The sequence below is a fragment of the Micromonospora sp. NPDC047793 genome (assembly GCF_040642635.1).
GTDB lineage: Bacteria > Actinomycetota > Actinomycetes > Mycobacteriales > Micromonosporaceae > Micromonospora.
Window position 1 is genome coordinate 284,397 of record NZ_JBEYSG010000006.1, and the last position, 15,273, is coordinate 299,669.

A 15,273-nucleotide genomic window follows, 5' to 3' on the forward strand; every position below is an offset into this window, starting at 1 on the left:
CTCGACGCGAAGGAGTGCCCATGTCCCTGGACGGCAAAGTCGCAATCGTCACCGGAGCCGGACGCGGTCTCGGCCTCGCCTACGCACGGCAGTTGGCCGCGCAGGGCGCCGCGGTCGTGGTCAACGACGTGGACGAGCAGGCGACCGCCGACGCCGTCGCGGCGATCCGGGCGGCCGGCGGACGCGCCGTCGCCGTGGTCGCACCGGTCGGTCCGACCGAGACCGCACAGGCCCTGGTCGCCGCCGCCGTCGAGAGCTTCGGCCGACTGGACGTCCTGGTCACCAACGCCGGGGTGCTGCGCGACACGGTGCTCTGGAAGATGACCGACGAGGACTTCGACACCGTGATCGGGGTGCACCTGCGGGGCACCTTCACCACCGTGCGCGAGGCCGTGCGGCACATGCGCCAGGCCGGCGAGGGCGGGCGGATCATCTGCATCGGCTCCCCCACCGGCCAACGCGGCACCTTCGGCCAGACCAACTACGCCGCCGCCAAGGCGGGCATCGTCGGCATGGTCCGGACCTGGGCGTTGGAGCTCAAGCGAGCCGGCATCACGGTCAACGCCGTCGTCCCGGTCGCCGCGACCGCGATGACCGCCACGGTCCCCTACTTCGCCGCCGCGGTACGCGCCGAGGCCGCCGGGGAGCCGATGCCCGCCTTCTTCCGGCACGACCTCGGGTTCGGCACCTCCGACGACGTGGCCGGGCTGGTCGCCTTCCTCGGCTCCGACAGCGCCGCCGAGGTGACCGGCCAGGTGATCGGCGTGGGCGGCGACCGGATCCAGATCTGGACCCACCCGGAGGTCGCGCTGACCGCCCACCACGAGGGCGGTTGGTCCTACGACGCGCTGGTCGCCGCGTGGCCGACCGAGTTCGCCGCTGCGTCGCAGAGCGTCGGCGAGCGCTTCCCGGAGCTGCCCGAGGAGTTCCGCGACACCGCCTCCTGACCCGCCGGACGAAGGTTCCCGAGCATGTACCAGCCCGCGATCGACCTGGACGCCGTCACCGCGATCGACATGCACGTGCACATCGAGATCGACGACCACGGCCACGCCTCGCTGCCCGATCCGCTCGTCGCCGCCGCCTCGAAGTACTTCCGCACCGACGGCCCGCGTCCGGCGGTGGACGCGGTCGCGCAGTACTACCGCGAACGGAACATGGCCGCCGTGGTGTTCAGCGTCGACGCGCGGACGCAGCTGGCGCACCCGCCGCTGTCCAGCGCCGACATCGCCCGCGCCGCCGCCCAGCACGCCGACGTGCTCGTGCCGTTCGGCTCGGTCGACCCGCGCACCGGCGAGGCGGCCCTGGAACTCGCCGCCCGGCTGATCGAGGACGAGGGCGTACGCGGGTTCAAGTTCCACCCCACCGTGCAGGGTTTCGACCCGAGCCACGAGGAGTACGCGCCGCTGTGGGGACTGATCGAGCAGGCGGGACTGCCGGCGTTGTTCCACACCGGGCAGACCGGCATCGGCGCGGGACTGCCCGGCGGCTACGGCTTCCGGCTCGGGCTGTCCAACCCGATGCTGCTCGACCCGGTCGCCGCCGAGTTCCCGGACCTCCAGATCATCATGGCCCACCCGTCGGTGCCCTGGCAGGACGAGGCGCTGTCGGTGGCGACGCACAAGCCGAACACCTGGATCGACCTGTCCGGCTGGAGCCCGAAGTACTTCCCGGCCGAGCTGGTGCGCCACGCCAACTCGATCCTCAAGAACCGGGTGCTCTTCGGCACCGACTACCCGCTGCTCACCCCGGACCGCTGGCTGCGGGACGTGGCGAGCACCGACCTCAAGCCCGACGTGCTGCCCGGCATCCTGAAGGACAACGCCGCCCGGCTGCTGCGCCTGGCCGGATGACGACGGAAGGACCCCCGTGACCACCACCATCGCCTACGACCAGCTCGCCGGCCTCGGCGGCACCGACCTCGGGCAGACCGAGTACCGCACGGTCACCCAGGACCAGATCGACCTGTTCGCCGACGCGACCGACGACCACCAGTGGATCCACGTCGATCCGGAACGGGCCAAGGACGGCCCGTTCGGCGCGCCGATCGCCCACGGCTTCCTCACCCTCTCCCTCGCCGTGCCGTTCTGGACCGAGCTGCTCGACGTGACCGGCGTGTCCACGAAGGTGAACTACGGCCTGGACAAGGTGCGCTTCCCGGCACCGGTGCGGGTCGGGTCACGGGTCCGGATGCGGGCCGTCGTCGCCGAGGTCACCGAGGTGGCGGGCGGCTACCAGATCGCCGTCGACCAGACCATCGAGATCGACGGCGGCGGCAAGCCCGCAGTCGTCGCCCGGGGGATCTACCGCTTCTACGCCTGACCTGCCGGGACCACAGCCGCCCGGCCACCGCCCTCCACCACCAGGAGACTGCTGATGCACCACCAAGGGATCGGCGGCTGGCTGGCCAAGCGCCGACTCAAGTCACCGGAGAAGATCGCGCTCGTCCACGGCGAGCAGGCGACCATGACGTACCGGCAGCTCGCCGACGCCACGGACGGCGTCGCGGCGGCGTTGCGGCACCTCGGCGTCGGCAAGGGCGACACGGTCGCGTACCTGGGTGAGAACAGCCCCGAGTTCCTCCAGGTGATGTTCGGCGTCACCCGGCTGGGTGCCGCCTTCGTGCCGGTCAACACCCGGCTGGCGACCCCCGAGATCACCCACGTGCTCAGCGACAGCGGTGCGCGGGTGCTGATCCACGATCCCGAGTTCGCCGCCCGGGTGGCCTCGGTCGCGGCGGCGTCCCGCCCGGCGCACGTGGTGCCGACCGGCCCGGGGAGCGCCGAGACTCCGGGTCTGTCCCGGCTGGCCGCCACGGCACCCCGGGACGACACGCCGGTCCGGGTGACGATGCGGGACCCGGCCGCGATCGTCTACACCTCGGGCACGACCGGTCGCGCCAAGGGTGCCGTGCTGACCCACGGCAACCTGACCTGGACGGCGCTGAACTGCATCGTCGACTACGACGTGGTGTCGACCGACATCGCCCTGATGATCTCGCCGCTGTTCCACGTCGCCTCGCTCGGCATGGGCGCGCTGCCGGTCATCCTCAAGGGCGGCACCCTGGTGCTGGAGAAGGGTTTCGAGCCGGGACGCGCGCTCGCCCAGATCGCCCGGCACGGCGTCACCATGCTCAGCGGCGTGCCGACCACCTTCCAGCTCATGGCCGACCACCCGGACTGGGCCTCCACCGACCTGTCCACGCTGGGCAAGCTCACCTGCGGCGGCTCGGCCGTGCCCGTCCGGGTGCTGAACGCGTACGAGGAGCGGGGTCTGTCGTTCTCGCAGGGGTACGGCATGACCGAGGCGTCACCGGGGGCCACCTCGCTGCCGCCGACCATGACCCGCGCGAAGCAGGGCAGCGTGGGCCTGCCGCACTTCTTCACCGAGGTACGGGTCGCCGACGAGAACGGCGGCGCGGCTCCCGCCGGCAGCATCGGCGAGATCGAGATAGCCGGTCCGAACGTGTTCCGTGGCTACCACCGGATGCCCGAGGCGACGGCCGGGGCGTTCACCACGGACGGCTGGTTCCGCTCCGGCGACCTCGGCTACCTGGACGACGACGGCTACCTGCACGTCGCGGGCCGCCTCAAAGACATGATCATCTCGGGTGGGGAGAACATCTACCCGGCCGAGGTCGAGGTGCTGCTCGGCGAGATCGACGGGGTGACCGGCGTGGCGGTCATCGGCGTCCCGGACGAGCGCTGGGGCGAGGTGCCCTGGGCGATCATGACGATCCGCGAGGGCGCCGCCGTCGACGTCGACACCGTCCGCGACTTCCTGAACGGCAAGGTGGCCCGCTACAAGCTGCCCAAGAACGTGGTCATCGTGAACGAACTGCCGCGGACCGCGTCGGGGAAGGTGCGGAAGGCGGACCTGCGGAGCCGGTTCGGCGGGTGGTGGCAGCGCGAGTGGTGACCAGCGCGGCGAACTCGGCGGCCGAGGCGTCGGCCAGCCGCTCGTGCATCCGCCGATAGACCTGCGTCGACCGGGCCGCCGGCCACTGCGCGTCCATGAACTCGCGCGGAAGTCGCGGGTCGGCGCGCAGCAACGCGAGCCAGTCCGCCACCAGCATCGTGCGGACGGTCAGCGCGCTGGGCGCCTGCGTCGCCGCGTCCGGGTCGTCCCACACCTCGATGAAGGCCAGGTGTTCGCGCCGGATCGCCTCGATGTCCCAGGCCGCCCGGACGCTCTCGGCGATCGGGAACCCGGCCAGTTCGCGGGCGTGGAAGGCGATCACCGTGTTCGGCGGCAGGTCCTGGCACAACGGCTCGAGCGATCCGGCGAGGTCGACCTCGCCGGGTGCCAGCCACAGCCCGTCGCGCAGCGGCGCGAAGCCCTCCCAGGTCAGCGTGGAGCGCAGCCGGTGACGCAGGGTCCGCTGCCCCTCCGGGATGGTGAACGTGACGAGGGTCCAGCCGGTGCCCTGCGGGTCGAACGGGCGCGGGCCACGGACCCGCTCGGTCGCCTCGCGCAGCACCGCCACGCCGTGCTCGGTCAACGAGAACTGGATCTCCCGGCCGCTCTTGCTGCGGGCGAGGATGCCGGTCTGCACGAGTCGGTCGAGGGTGGCCCGCGTAGCCGGGGCGGCCACGCCGGCCCCCTCCAGCACCCCGATCAGGACACTGGCGCGCACCGGCCCCGGCTCGTCGTCGACGACGTGTTCACCGAAGAACGCGAGCAGCAGTTGCTTCGGCTGACGACTGCGCACAGTCCTCCCTCTCGGACGGCTCCGACCCGGCGACGGTCACGGGGCGACGGTCTGGGCGCCCTTGGCGCGCCGGATCTGGTCGTAGACGTGGGTCCGCAGCTCCGTGAAGCGGGGTAGCGCGCGAGTCGTGATCTGGTCACGCTCCGGCGGCAGGTCGATGGCGAGATCCTCCTGCACCCAGGTCGGCGACTTGGACAATACTAGAACCCGTTCGCCCAGGTAGACCGACTCGTCGATGTCGTGCGTGACGAAGACGATCGATATCTTGCGGGTCGCGTGCAACTCGCGCACCAGGTCTTCCAGGTCCGCGCGCGTCTGGGCGTCGACCGCGGCGAACGGCTCGTCCATGATCAACACCTCCGGCTCGTACGCGACCGCGCGGGCGATCGCCACCCGCTGCTGCATCCCGCCGGAGAGCTGCCAGGGGTGGCTGCGGGCGGCGTGCCCGAGGCCCACCGCCTCGATGGCGTCGGTGACGAGCCGCTCGCGCGCCGCCCGGGACAACTTCTTGTGGCGCAACGGCAGTTCGACGTTGCCCCGCACGGTCAGCCACGGGTAGAGGCTGCGGCCGTACTCCTGGAAGACGACGGCCATGGCGGGACTCGGGCCGGTCACCGGCGCCTCGTGCATCTCGACCAGCCCGCTGGTCGGTCGCAGCAGCCCGGCCAGGCACTTCAGCAGCGTGGTCTTGCCGCAGCCGGACGGGCCGACGACGCAGACCAACTCACCGGCGGCCATGGTGAAGCTGACGTCACCGATCGCCTCGACGTCCCCGGACGCGGACTCGTACACCTTCCGCAGGTGCTCCACCTTCAGCAACATGTTCCGGTCAGGCACGGTTGACCTCCCTGATTCCGTGGTACCAACGCAGCACCCGCCGTTCGACGACACCGAAGGTCGCGGCGAGCAGGACGCCGACGAGTCCGAGCAGGAGGATGCCGCTCCACATCTCGGCGATGAGGTAGTTCCGCTGGAAGTACGCGATCCGGTAGCCCAGCCCGGCGGACGAGGCGAACATCTCCGAGATCACCATCAGGATGAGCGCCACCGAGAGCCCCTGCCGGACACCGGCCATGATGCGCGGGCTCGCCGCCGGCAGCACGAGGAACCGCAGCCGCTCCCACCAGGTGATCCGGAAGGAGTCGGCGGTCTCGGACATGACGCTGTCGGTGGCCCGGACACCGTCGATGGTGTTCAGCAGGATCGGCCAGACGGCGCCGGAGACGATGACCACCACCTTCATCGTGTCGGTGATGCCCAGCAGCAGCATCATCACCGGGATCAGCACCGGCGGTGGGATGGCCCGGAAGAACTCCAGCAGCGGTTCCAGCAGTTCGCTCAGCCACCGGAACAGTCCGATGAGCGTGCCGAGGGCGACGCCGATCACGATCGAGGCGGCGATCCCGAGGGCGAGCCGATAGAGGCTGGGCAGCACGTCGTGGACGAACGCCGGGCCGATCCAGGTCTCCCGGAACGCCTCGAGAATGGTGAGCGGGCCGGGGAAGAACCGGTTCGTCGACACGGTCGACGCCGCGCCCCAGAGCACCAGGAGCAGGAAGGGCAGCCCGAGCGCATAGAGGAAGCTCGACGCGACACGGTGGGCGACACCCTGCCCGCGCGGCCGGGCGGTGGTCCGTTCGACACGCGTGGTCATCGGGGCTCCTCCCCACGGACGGACTGGTGCCAGGACAACGAGCGCCGCTCGACGAACCGGAAGACGAGGTTCACCAGGAGTCCGAGCAGACCGGTGACCACCACCAGGGCGTACAGGCCGACCGCGTCACCGGCGGAGCGGGAGAGCTCGATCATCCGCCCCAGACCGGGGTTGCCGATCACCATCTCCGAGGTGATGGCGAGGATGAGCGCCACCGCCGCGGCCAGCCGGACACCCGTCATCAGGTACGGCAGGGTGGTGGGCAGCACGAGGTAGGCCAGGCGCTCGCGCCGGGTGAGCCGGAAGCTGCGCGCGGTGTCCCGGGCCACCGCGTCGACGTCCGCGACCCCGTAGATGACCTGGACGAACACCTGCCAGAAGGACGCGTAGATGATGATCACGAGCGCGGCCTTCATCTGGATGCCGAACATCAGCACGGCCAGCGGGATGAGTGCCACCGAGGGGATCGGACGCAGGAACTCGACCATCGTGTGGGTCGCGCGACGCAGGACGGGCACCAGCCCGACGACGGTGCCCAGGACGAGCGCGGCGACCGTCGCCACGGTCAGCCCGATCGCCCACGAGGTCATGGTGTGGCCGAGCCGGCGCCAGAAGGCGACGTCGCGGAACTCCTCGGCGAGCCGGACCAGCACGTCGGTGACGTACGGCAGGTACTCCGAGTTGACCAGGCCGAGCGTCGGCACCAACTGCCAGACGACGAGGAATCCCGCCAGACCCGCGGCGCCCAGCAGCACCTTGCGCGGCGGGCGTGTCCGCCGGATGGATAGCACGTGCATGTCGCTCCCGTGGTCGGCGGCGACGCCCTTCCCGGCCGGTGACCGGGAAGGGCGGGACCGCGAGGGCTACTGCTGCTGGATGAGGCGGTCGAGGTTCGGCTGCCGGTCGAGCACCTGGTACTTCCCGGCGAGCGTGGCGAGCGTGGTCAGGCTCTCCCGGTCCAGCTCCCAGCCGAACTCCGGGAGCCGCACCGAGTCCGCCACCGGCTCGGGGAGCTGGAGGTTGTCCTTGATGGCCTGCCGGACGTCCGCCTCGTTGGCGGGGTCCTGCGCCCACTGGAGCGTCTCCTTCATGGCCGTCGAGAAGGCGGAGATCAGCTCGGCGTCGGACTCGGTCCGCTCCTTCGTGGTGATCGTGGTCAGGGTGGCGAGCCCCGGGACGACCGACTGGTAGGGCGCGACCACGAAGGTGTCTCCCCGGCCGCGCAGCTGCGTGACGAACGGCTCCGGCACCCAGGCGGCGTCGATGTTGCCGGCCTCCAGCTGGGCCGGGGTGTCCGGGAACGCGACCTCGACGAACTTGATCGTGGACGGGTCACCGCCGTCCTTCTCCACCGCGGCCATGATGGTCACGTCACCGGCCGCACCCAGGCTGTTCACCGACACCCGCTTGCCGGCGAGTTCGGCGGGCCGGGTGATGCCCGAGGCCGCCGACGCCACGACGGCGTTGATGTCGTCGCCGTCGGCGTACGAGGACGCGTAGTTGCCGATCATCACCACGCCGAGGTCCTGCAGGTCGGCCCGGAACGGACCGAACGGCTGGCCGATGGCGAACTCGATGTCACCGTTGATCAGCGCCGGGATCGCCTGGGCGCCGCCCTGCGCGGGGAGCACCTCGACCCCCAGCCCGTGCTTGGCGAAGATGCCCGCCTTGATGCCGCCCCACAACGCGGCGGTCTCGGTGATGGGCAGCGCCGCGACCCGCACCTGGCGCAGGTCGCCGTCGGCCGGCTCGGAGCCGGTCGCGTCGGAGTCGGTACAGGCGGTGAGAGCGATCGCGACGGCGGCGACCAACCCGTAAGTGATGACCTTCTTCATGGACGGGGCCCTTCCTGGGCGGGGGTGGTGGGGTGCGTCGACACGGCGGATGCCTCGGGGGTGCGGACGCGTTCGGGTGTGAGTGGGGTCACCCTGCCGTGGTGGCCATGGTCAGTCACCCGAGCACCAGATGTCAATAATTTCTGACGCCCGTCATGAATAGGTTGAATATTGCGGCGGTGTGCCGTCCAGCGCCCGGGTCAGCTCGGTGCGTGACCGCACGCCGAGCCGGTGGAACACGTTGCGCAGGTGGTGGTCGACGGTGCGGGTGGACAGGAACATCCGCCCGGCGATCTCCCGGTTGGTCGCACCCTCGGCGACCAACCGCGCGATGCGGAGCTGCTGGCCGGTGAGCAGCCGCTCGGCCGGACGCTGCGGCACCCCGACCGACTCCCCCGCCGCGCGTAGCTCGGCCGTCGCCTGCTCGGCCCAGGCGTGCGCGGCGAGCAGCACGAACGCCTGCCGGGCGCGGTGCAGGTACGCCCGGGCGTCGCGTGGACGGCGGCGACGCCGCAGCTCCCGCCCGAACAGCAACTCGGTGCGGGCCCGCTCGAAGGTGGCGACGTCGGCCGGGTGCAGTCGCAGGGCGGCCCGGAACAGGTCCTCGGCCTCGGCGCTGCCCCGGGGCGCCAGCAGTGCGTGGCACCGCGCGGACAGCGCCCGTCGCGAGGAGCTGGCCGTGCTGCCGACCCAGCGGTCGAAGACCGCCAGCGCGGTCCGGGCCTGCGCGGGCCGACCGGCGCCGACGGCCGCCTCCACCAGGTGTGGCGTGGCCATCACCTGCACCAGGACCTGACCCCGGCCGGTGCCCGGACGGGCCAGCGCGGTGAGCCGGTCGGCGGCGTCGGCGTACCTGCCGTCGACCAGGTCGAGCACGGACAGCGCCCACTGGGCCAGCGCGTACGGGCGGCTTCCCGCCGGGGCGCTGTCCCCGATCTCGGCCACGTACCGCAGCCCGGTGTCCCGGTCGGCGCGGACCGCGGCGAGCACGGCGAGCAGACCGAGGTGCACCTCGGCACTGGCGTGCTGGTCACCGGAGCGGGCCAGCAGCAACCCCTCGCGGCAACTACGGGCCGCCGCGTCGTGCCGACCCAACCAGTACTCGCTCATCGCCCGCAGTTCGAGGGCGCGCGGCAGCAGGCACACCTCGCCCCGGTTCCGGGCCAGGTCCACCGCACGGTCGGCGAGCCGGTGCGCGGCGGCGTCCACGGCCACCAGCAGGCCGGCGACGGCCGCACCGGTCAGCGCGGTCGGGGTGAGGGCGACGGTGGACCGGCCGCCCAGGACGACCGCGCGGCGCAGCAGCGGGCCGCCGCGCGTGTGCTCGCCCCGCAGTGTCGCGGCGACCCCCGCGATCATCGTGGTCAACAGTTCCGCCTCCGGGCCGTCGGCGTCGTGACGCGCCGCGGCCGGGTGACGTGCCACCTCGGCGTAGCGGTACTGCTCCCCGGAGAAGCACACCGCCTCGCCGGCCCGCAGCAGCGCGAGCCGGGCCGCCGCGAGATCGGTGCCGGTCAGCGCGTCGGCGGCGGCCAGCAGCACGGGCAGCGCGGCGGACGGCGCGCCGCAGCGCAGACGCATCTCGCCGCGTAGCAGCGCGGCCCGGCCGCCGGGGCCGACGTCCCGGGGCGTGCTCGGCCCGCCCGCACCGGCGGCCTCCTCCGGTGCGCCGGGCGGCGGCACCGCGCGCAGCAGGGCGCGGGCCTGACCGGTACGCCCGACCGTCCAGGCGTGCCGGGCGGCGGCGACCCGCCGCTCGGCGGCCAGCGCCGGGTCGTCGGTCAGCTCGGCCGCCCGGGCCAGCGCCGCCGCCGCGCCGACCGAGTAGCCGCCGTCGATGGCGACCGCCGCCAGGTCGGCGGCGAGGGCCGGGTCCGGGCCGTCGGCGGCGGCGGCCCGGTGCAGCACGCGCCGCAGCCGCTGACCGGGAGCGCCGCACGCGGCGGCGAGCAGCAGGTGCGCCGCCCGCCGGTCGGCCGCCGAGGCGGTGGCCTCGACCATCGCGCGGGCGAGCGGCCGGGCGAAGGCGACGTCACCGTACGGGTCGGTCCGCACCAGACCCGCCGCCTCGGCCGGAGCGAGCGCCTCGACGGCGGTGCCGGCGGCCCGGGCGGCACGGGCCAGCACGCCGGAGCCGATGTCGGCGGCGAGTGCGGTCAGCAGCAGGACGCGCCGGGTGTCGGCGGGCAGCCGGTCCAGCATGGCCCGGTACGCGCGGCCGAGGTTGCCGTCCGTGGGCGGCGCCCCCGGCAGCGGTTCCCGTCCGAGCCACTGGCCCGGGGTGAGCGCGTCGCCCAGGTCCACCAGGGCCTGCGGATTGCCCGCGCCGACGGCGGCCAGCGTGGCGAGCACCGGCTCCGGCGGCGGCGGGCCGGGGCACCGGTCGGCGAGCAGCGCACGGCTGGCGGTCTCGTCCAGCGGCGGCAGCCGGCGGCTGGGTATCCCGGCCACCCGGCTGCCGTCACCGGCGGTGAGCAGCAGGGTGACCGGCAGGTGCCGCAACCGCCGGGCCACGAAGGCCAGGATCCGGGCGGTCGGCGCGTCGCCGGTGTCCAGGTCGTCCATGGTGCACAGCAGCGGACGCTCCCGGGCGGCCCGGCCCAGGAGTCCGAGTACGGCCATGGTGAGGACGAGCTGGTCGTCGTCGCCGCAGCCGTCCCCGGTCAGCGCGCGGCGCAGCACCCGACGCTGCCGCTCGGGCAGGTCGACGGCGTGGTCACGGACCGGGTCGAGCAGCCGTTGCAGGCCCGCATAGGGCAGCTCCGCCTCGTCGGCCAGCCCGGCCGCACTGAGCACCGTCCGCCCGCCGGCGTGCCGGTGGGCGTACGCCAGCAGGGTGGTGCGGCCGGCGCCTGGCTCACCGTGCAGCAGCAACGCCGCCCCCGGTGGTGTGGCGAGCAGGTCCTGGATCTGTCGGCACTCGTGCTGCCGTCCGCAGATGAAGGTTATTTGCACTCGTGATGCATTAACCATGCATCGAGTCTCACCCACGTCGGGCGGCTTGGAAAGGGGGTCAGGGTTCGACGACGGTCCTGAACAGGGCCTCCACCGTGCGGGACAGCACGGCACGGGCGGCGTCCACGCCGAGACCGAGACCGTCGCGCAGCGTCGACCAGGCCGGCCAGGTGCTCGCCGCCACCACCGCGTGGACCAGTTGCTCCCGACCGGCACCGGCGCGCGCCAACTCGGCGGCGAACAGCTCCTCGACCTCGCCGCGCACCCGGGCCAGGTGTTTGAGCCGGTTGCGGCGGAGTTGCGCGGAGAAGGGCTCGCGCATCTGGGCGGCCCGTGCCGCCGGTGCGATCAGCTGCAACAGCCTGGCCCGCTGCCGACAGTACGCGTCCACCCGCTTGGCCAGCGGCAACGTCGGCGAGATCGGCCGCCAGGCGGCGTCCTGCTGGCGGAGCAGTTCCCGGCCACTCGCCTCGAACAGGGTCTCCATGTCCTTGAAGTTGGTCCAGAGGGTCCGCAGCGAGATCCCGGCCCGCTCGGCGATGCGCTCACCGGTCGGGCGCAGGTCACCCTCGGAGATCAGGGCGAGATGCGCCTCCACGATGGCCGCCCGGGTGCGCTCGGCCCGGGCGGTCCGTCCGTCGACGCGGCCTGTCGCCTCGGCCGCCGTCGGTGTCGCCGCCCGACCCGCTGCCTCGGCCCCACCCATCCGCGCCCGCCTCCCCCACCGTCACGTTCCGTTGTGCGAGCCGAGTCTAGACGCGTGCCACGGCGGGGGTTTGCGCCCGATATGCCGTGCCGTGTGTCCGGCGGGTCGGAGTATCGGCGGTCAGATCGTCGGCACCCCGTCGGCCGGGGGCGTCACCGGTGGCACGGTGTACTCCGCGACCGGCCCGTCCGCCTCGTCGGTCTGGTACGTCGGGCCGAAGTAGCGCTGCACGCCCCCGTCGACCCGGCTCAACCGGCCGCCGCCGTACCCGGAGTGGTCGGTGGCGGAGAACCGCAGCGGCGCCACACCCGGCCCCTGGTAGCCGCCCTCGGCGACGGCCGCCAGCAGCGCGTCCCGGGTGAGCTCGGGCCCGGCGGCCAGCAGCACCTGCACGAAGAGGTAACCCACCGCCATGCCGTAGATGACGTTGCCGTCGAGGTCCGCGCCGCCGTTGTACTCGGCGTTCACCCTGCTGAAGAGCTGGATCCACGGGTCGGCGGTGTCGGTCGGCATCGGCAGGTAGTTGAGCCCGACCATCCCCTCCAGCAGGCCGGCGGCGTCGCCGAGCTGGCGGGCCAGGGTCGGCTGGTCGGCGCCGACGTTCGAGACCAGCCACTGCGGCCGGAAGCCCAACCGGGCGGCCGTGCCGACGGAGAGCGCGGTGAAGCCGGGCACGGTGGCCAGGATGACGACCTCGCAGCCGGCCGCCTTGAACGCGCCGATCTGCGGTGCCACGTTGGTGTTGCTGGTGACGTACGTCTGGCGGGCCACGATCGCACCGGCACCCAGCACCTGCTCCACCCCGACCAGGGCGTCCCGCCCGAAGTCGTCGTCCTGCCCGAGGAAGCAGACCTTCCGGCCGGGCAGCGTGGTCCGGACGTGGTGGGCGAGGATCTTGCCCTCGACGGTGTAGTCCGGGTTGAAGCCGAACGTGCCCGGGTAGCGGTCGGGCTGGTCCCAGTTGCGGCTGCCGGAGGCGACGAAGAGGTCCGGGACGCGGTTGGTGTGCAGGAAGTCGAGCACGCCGGTGTGGGTGGGCGTCCCGAGGCCGTTGAGGATCGCGAAGACCCGGTCCTGGAGCACCAGTTGCCGGACCACCTGCTGGGTGTTCGCCGGGTTGTACCCGTCGTCCACGACCTTGTAGGTGATCTTCCGGCCGTGCACGCCGCCGTTGGCGTTGACGTGGTCGAAGTACGCCTTCGTGGCGGGGGCGATCTTCGAGTAGCCGGCCGACGCCGGACCGGTGAGCGGCATGTGGGTGCCGACGACGATCTCCGTGTCGGTGACACCGGGGACGGTGCCGGCGGGATCGTCGCCGCCGCAGGCCACGGAGCCGGCCAGCAGGACGACGGCGGTGGCGGTGGCGAGGGAGCGCCGGGTCGTGGATCGCATGGGACACCGACCTTTCATCGGTCCGGTGGTGCGGGGTGGTGGGTGGGGTGTGTCGGCCGTCGCTTCCGCAGCGCCCGGCCCAGGCGGGACAGCGCGCCCTGCACGCCACCGGGCGCGGCGATCATGACGACGATCAACGTGCTGCCGAAGATCGCCAACGGCAGGTTGCCCTCCAGCCGTCGGGCGGTCGTCGGGGCGAGGGTGAGCAGGTCGGTCACCGAGTGCGCGAGGTCGGGCAGGGCGACCAGCGCGACGGCGCCCCACACCGCGCCGGCCAGGCGACCGAGACCGCCGATGACCACGGCCATCACCAGGAACAGCGACAGGGTCAGGCCGAACGCGCCGGGCGACACGCTCTGCGCCAGCACCGCCAGCAGGGCACCGCCGAGACCGGCGGCGGCGGCGCTGACCACGAACGCCACGACCTGCGTACGCGCCACGTGGATGCCGGCGAGGCGGGCGGCCACCTCGTCGTCGCGTACCGCCCGGAAGGCACGGCCGTACCGGCTGCGGACCAGGTTCGCCAGCAGCACCAGACAGAGCAGTGCCGCCGGGGCGGCCAGCCACACCTGCCACCGTTCGTAGGGGAAGGCGGAGCCCAGGGCCGCCGGGGCGGGGGCGGTCGGCACCGTCAGGCCCTGTTCCCCGTTGAGGAGACCGTCGAAGGTGACCGCCGAGGCCGGCACCACCACCGCGACGGCCAGGGTGAGCCCGGCCAGGTACGGGCCGCGCAACCGGGCGGCGGCCACCCCGACGACCGCTCCGACGAGCACGGTGACCAGCACCGCCACACCCAGCGACACCGGCAGCAGGGCACCGGAGGTGAGGCCCCGGTCGACGAGGGCGTGCTGGCACAGCGCGACGGTGTAGGCGCCGACGGCCATCAACGCCCCGTGCCCCAGGGAGAGTTGCCCGCACAGTCCGGTCAGGACGGTCAGACCGGCGGTCGCGCAGACGTAGGCGGCCACGGTGGCGAGTTGGAAGTTGCGGAACGGGTCGAGCTGGTAGCTGAGGACCAGCACCGCCAGTGCGGCGACGAGCGCGACGGCGAGGTGTCGCAGCAGGGTGGGCACCGAGCGGGGTCCGGCGGGCGGGTCGACGGCGGGACGCGGCGGCGACGCCACCCGGGTGGCGCTCACACCCGCCTCGCGTTCACCGGGGCGAACAGGCCACCGGGTCGCAGCAGCATCACCGCCAGCAGCAGGGCGAGCACCGCGAGGGGAATGAGGTCGCCACCGGCGTACCCGCTGACGTAGGAGAGCAGCAGGCCCACGCCGAGGCCGCCGACGACGGCGCCGGGCGGGCTGTCCAGCCCGCCGACCACCGCCGCGGTGAACGCGGTGACGAAGACCAGGTCCATCGCGTGCGGGTGCAGGCCCAACTCGGTCGGCACGACCAGCATCCCGGCCAGGGCACCGACACCGGAGGCCAGCGCCCAACCGAGGGTCCGCATCCCGGCCACGTCGACCCCGAGCAGCCGGGAGACCTCGGGCGCGAACGCCGCCGCGCGCATCCGCAACCCGACCGCCGTCCGGGTGAAGATCCAGACCAGGGTCGCGCCGACCACGCCGACGGTGGCGAGGACGAAGAGGTCGTACGGCGAGAGCACGGCCAGCCCGCCGGCGGTCAGCGCGGTCCGGCTGAACGGTGCCTGGACCGGCAGGTACTCGTTGCCGTGGATCATGCCGAGGACGGCCTGGATCAGCAGCACCAGCCCGAGCGCGACGATCACCGGGTTGAGCGGTGACCGGTGGTCCACCAGCCGCATCACCGCCACGTCGACGAGTGCGCCGAGCAGCACGCCGGCGACCAGCGCGGCGACGAACCCCGCCCAGTACGAGCCGGTGGCGGCGGTCACCGCGTACGCGACGTACGCGGCGGCGACGGCCATCGCCCCCTGGGCGAAGTTGACGATGCGACCGGCCCGCCAGATGAGCACCAGGGCGAGGGCGAACGCCGCGTGGACCGCCCCTCGGGACAGGCCGTCGAGGGTGAGGAAGAGGAAGCGGTCCAACGATCC

14 protein-coding genes are annotated in these 15,273 nt (G+C 72.9%); 4 read left to right on the forward strand and 10 right to left on the reverse strand.

Annotated features, from left to right (window positions below; genetic code table 11):
• Nucleotides 1-20: 20 nt before the first annotated feature.
• Genes ABZ738_RS15805 through ABZ738_RS15820 form a run of 4 tightly spaced genes read left to right on the forward strand, consistent with a single transcriptional unit; the run spans nt 21 to nt 3,918 of the window.
• A complete protein-coding gene (locus ABZ738_RS15805; protein WP_176094032.1) occupies nt 21-947 on the forward strand; it encodes an SDR family NAD(P)-dependent oxidoreductase in 927 nt (308 codons plus the stop codon).
• 24 nt (nt 948-971) lie between these two features.
• On the forward strand, nt 972-1,853 hold the full coding sequence (locus ABZ738_RS15810) for an amidohydrolase family protein (RefSeq protein ID WP_131054554.1): 882 nt from the start codon (nt 972-974) through the stop codon (nt 1,851-1,853).
• Between the two features lie 16 nt (nt 1,854-1,869).
• On the forward strand, nt 1,870-2,322 hold the full coding sequence (locus ABZ738_RS15815; RefSeq protein ID WP_131054555.1) for a MaoC family dehydratase: 453 nt from the start codon (nt 1,870-1,872) through the stop codon (nt 2,320-2,322).
• 54 nt (nt 2,323-2,376) lie between these two features.
• Entirely contained in the window at nt 2,377-3,918 is a 1,542-nt protein-coding gene (locus ABZ738_RS15820; RefSeq protein WP_131054556.1) for a long-chain fatty acid--CoA ligase, read from the forward strand.
• Here the strand turns inward: ABZ738_RS15820 and ABZ738_RS15825 are convergent.
• The 10 genes from ABZ738_RS15825 to ABZ738_RS15870 all read right to left on the reverse strand — a co-directional run bounded on the left by ABZ738_RS15825 (nt 3,824) and on the right by ABZ738_RS15870 (nt 15,267).
• On the reverse strand, nt 3,824-4,711 hold the full coding sequence (locus ABZ738_RS15825; RefSeq protein ID WP_176094031.1) for a PaaX family transcriptional regulator C-terminal domain-containing protein: 888 nt from the start codon (nt 4,709-4,711) through the stop codon (nt 3,824-3,826). The two genes, ABZ738_RS15820 and ABZ738_RS15825, sit on opposite strands and share 95 nt — an antisense overlap.
• 36 nt (nt 4,712-4,747) lie before the next feature.
• Entirely contained in the window at nt 4,748-5,548 is an 801-nt protein-coding gene (locus tag ABZ738_RS15830) for an ABC transporter ATP-binding protein (RefSeq protein ID WP_201272434.1), read from the reverse strand.
• Complete coding sequence (locus ABZ738_RS15835) at nt 5,541-6,365, reverse strand: ABC transporter permease (RefSeq protein ID WP_131054558.1); 825 nt, start codon at nt 6,363-6,365, stop codon at nt 5,541-5,543. The genes ABZ738_RS15830 and ABZ738_RS15835 overlap by 8 nt, the downstream gene beginning before the upstream one ends.
• Nucleotides 6,362-7,162 carry an ABC transporter permease gene (locus ABZ738_RS15840; protein ID WP_131054559.1) on the reverse strand — a complete coding sequence of 267 codons (801 nt, stop codon included), beginning with the start codon at nt 7,160-7,162 and terminating at the stop codon, nt 6,362-6,364. The genes ABZ738_RS15835 and ABZ738_RS15840 overlap by 4 nt, the downstream gene beginning before the upstream one ends.
• Nucleotides 7,163-7,228: 66 nt before the next feature.
• Nucleotides 7,229-8,200 (reverse strand): ABC transporter substrate-binding protein, encoded by a 972-nt coding sequence (locus tag ABZ738_RS15845; RefSeq protein ID WP_131054560.1) that lies wholly within the window; start codon nt 8,198-8,200, stop codon nt 7,229-7,231.
• Nucleotides 8,201-8,353: 153 nt separating this feature from the next.
• Nucleotides 8,354-11,155, reverse strand: coding sequence for a LuxR C-terminal-related transcriptional regulator (locus ABZ738_RS15850; protein WP_357213797.1), 2,802 nt, complete (start codon nt 11,153-11,155; stop codon nt 8,354-8,356).
• 58 nt (nt 11,156-11,213) lie between these two features.
• Nucleotides 11,214-11,861, reverse strand: a complete 648-nt coding sequence (locus ABZ738_RS15855) for a TetR/AcrR family transcriptional regulator (RefSeq protein ID WP_131052916.1) — start codon at nt 11,859-11,861, stop codon at nt 11,214-11,216.
• Between the two features lie 120 nt (nt 11,862-11,981).
• Nucleotides 11,982-13,253, reverse strand: a complete 1,272-nt coding sequence (locus ABZ738_RS15860) for an ABC transporter substrate-binding protein (protein ID WP_131052917.1) — start codon at nt 13,251-13,253, stop codon at nt 11,982-11,984.
• 14 nt (nt 13,254-13,267) lie between these two features.
• Nucleotides 13,268-14,314: a branched-chain amino acid ABC transporter permease gene (locus ABZ738_RS15865; RefSeq protein ID WP_357213887.1), complete on the reverse strand. Its 1,047-nt coding sequence runs from the start codon at nt 14,312-14,314 to the stop codon at nt 13,268-13,270.
• 74 nt (nt 14,315-14,388) lie between these two features.
• Complete coding sequence (locus ABZ738_RS15870) at nt 14,389-15,267, reverse strand: branched-chain amino acid ABC transporter permease (RefSeq protein ID WP_176094024.1); 879 nt, start codon at nt 15,265-15,267, stop codon at nt 14,389-14,391.
• Between the last annotated feature and the right edge of the window lie 6 nt (nt 15,268-15,273).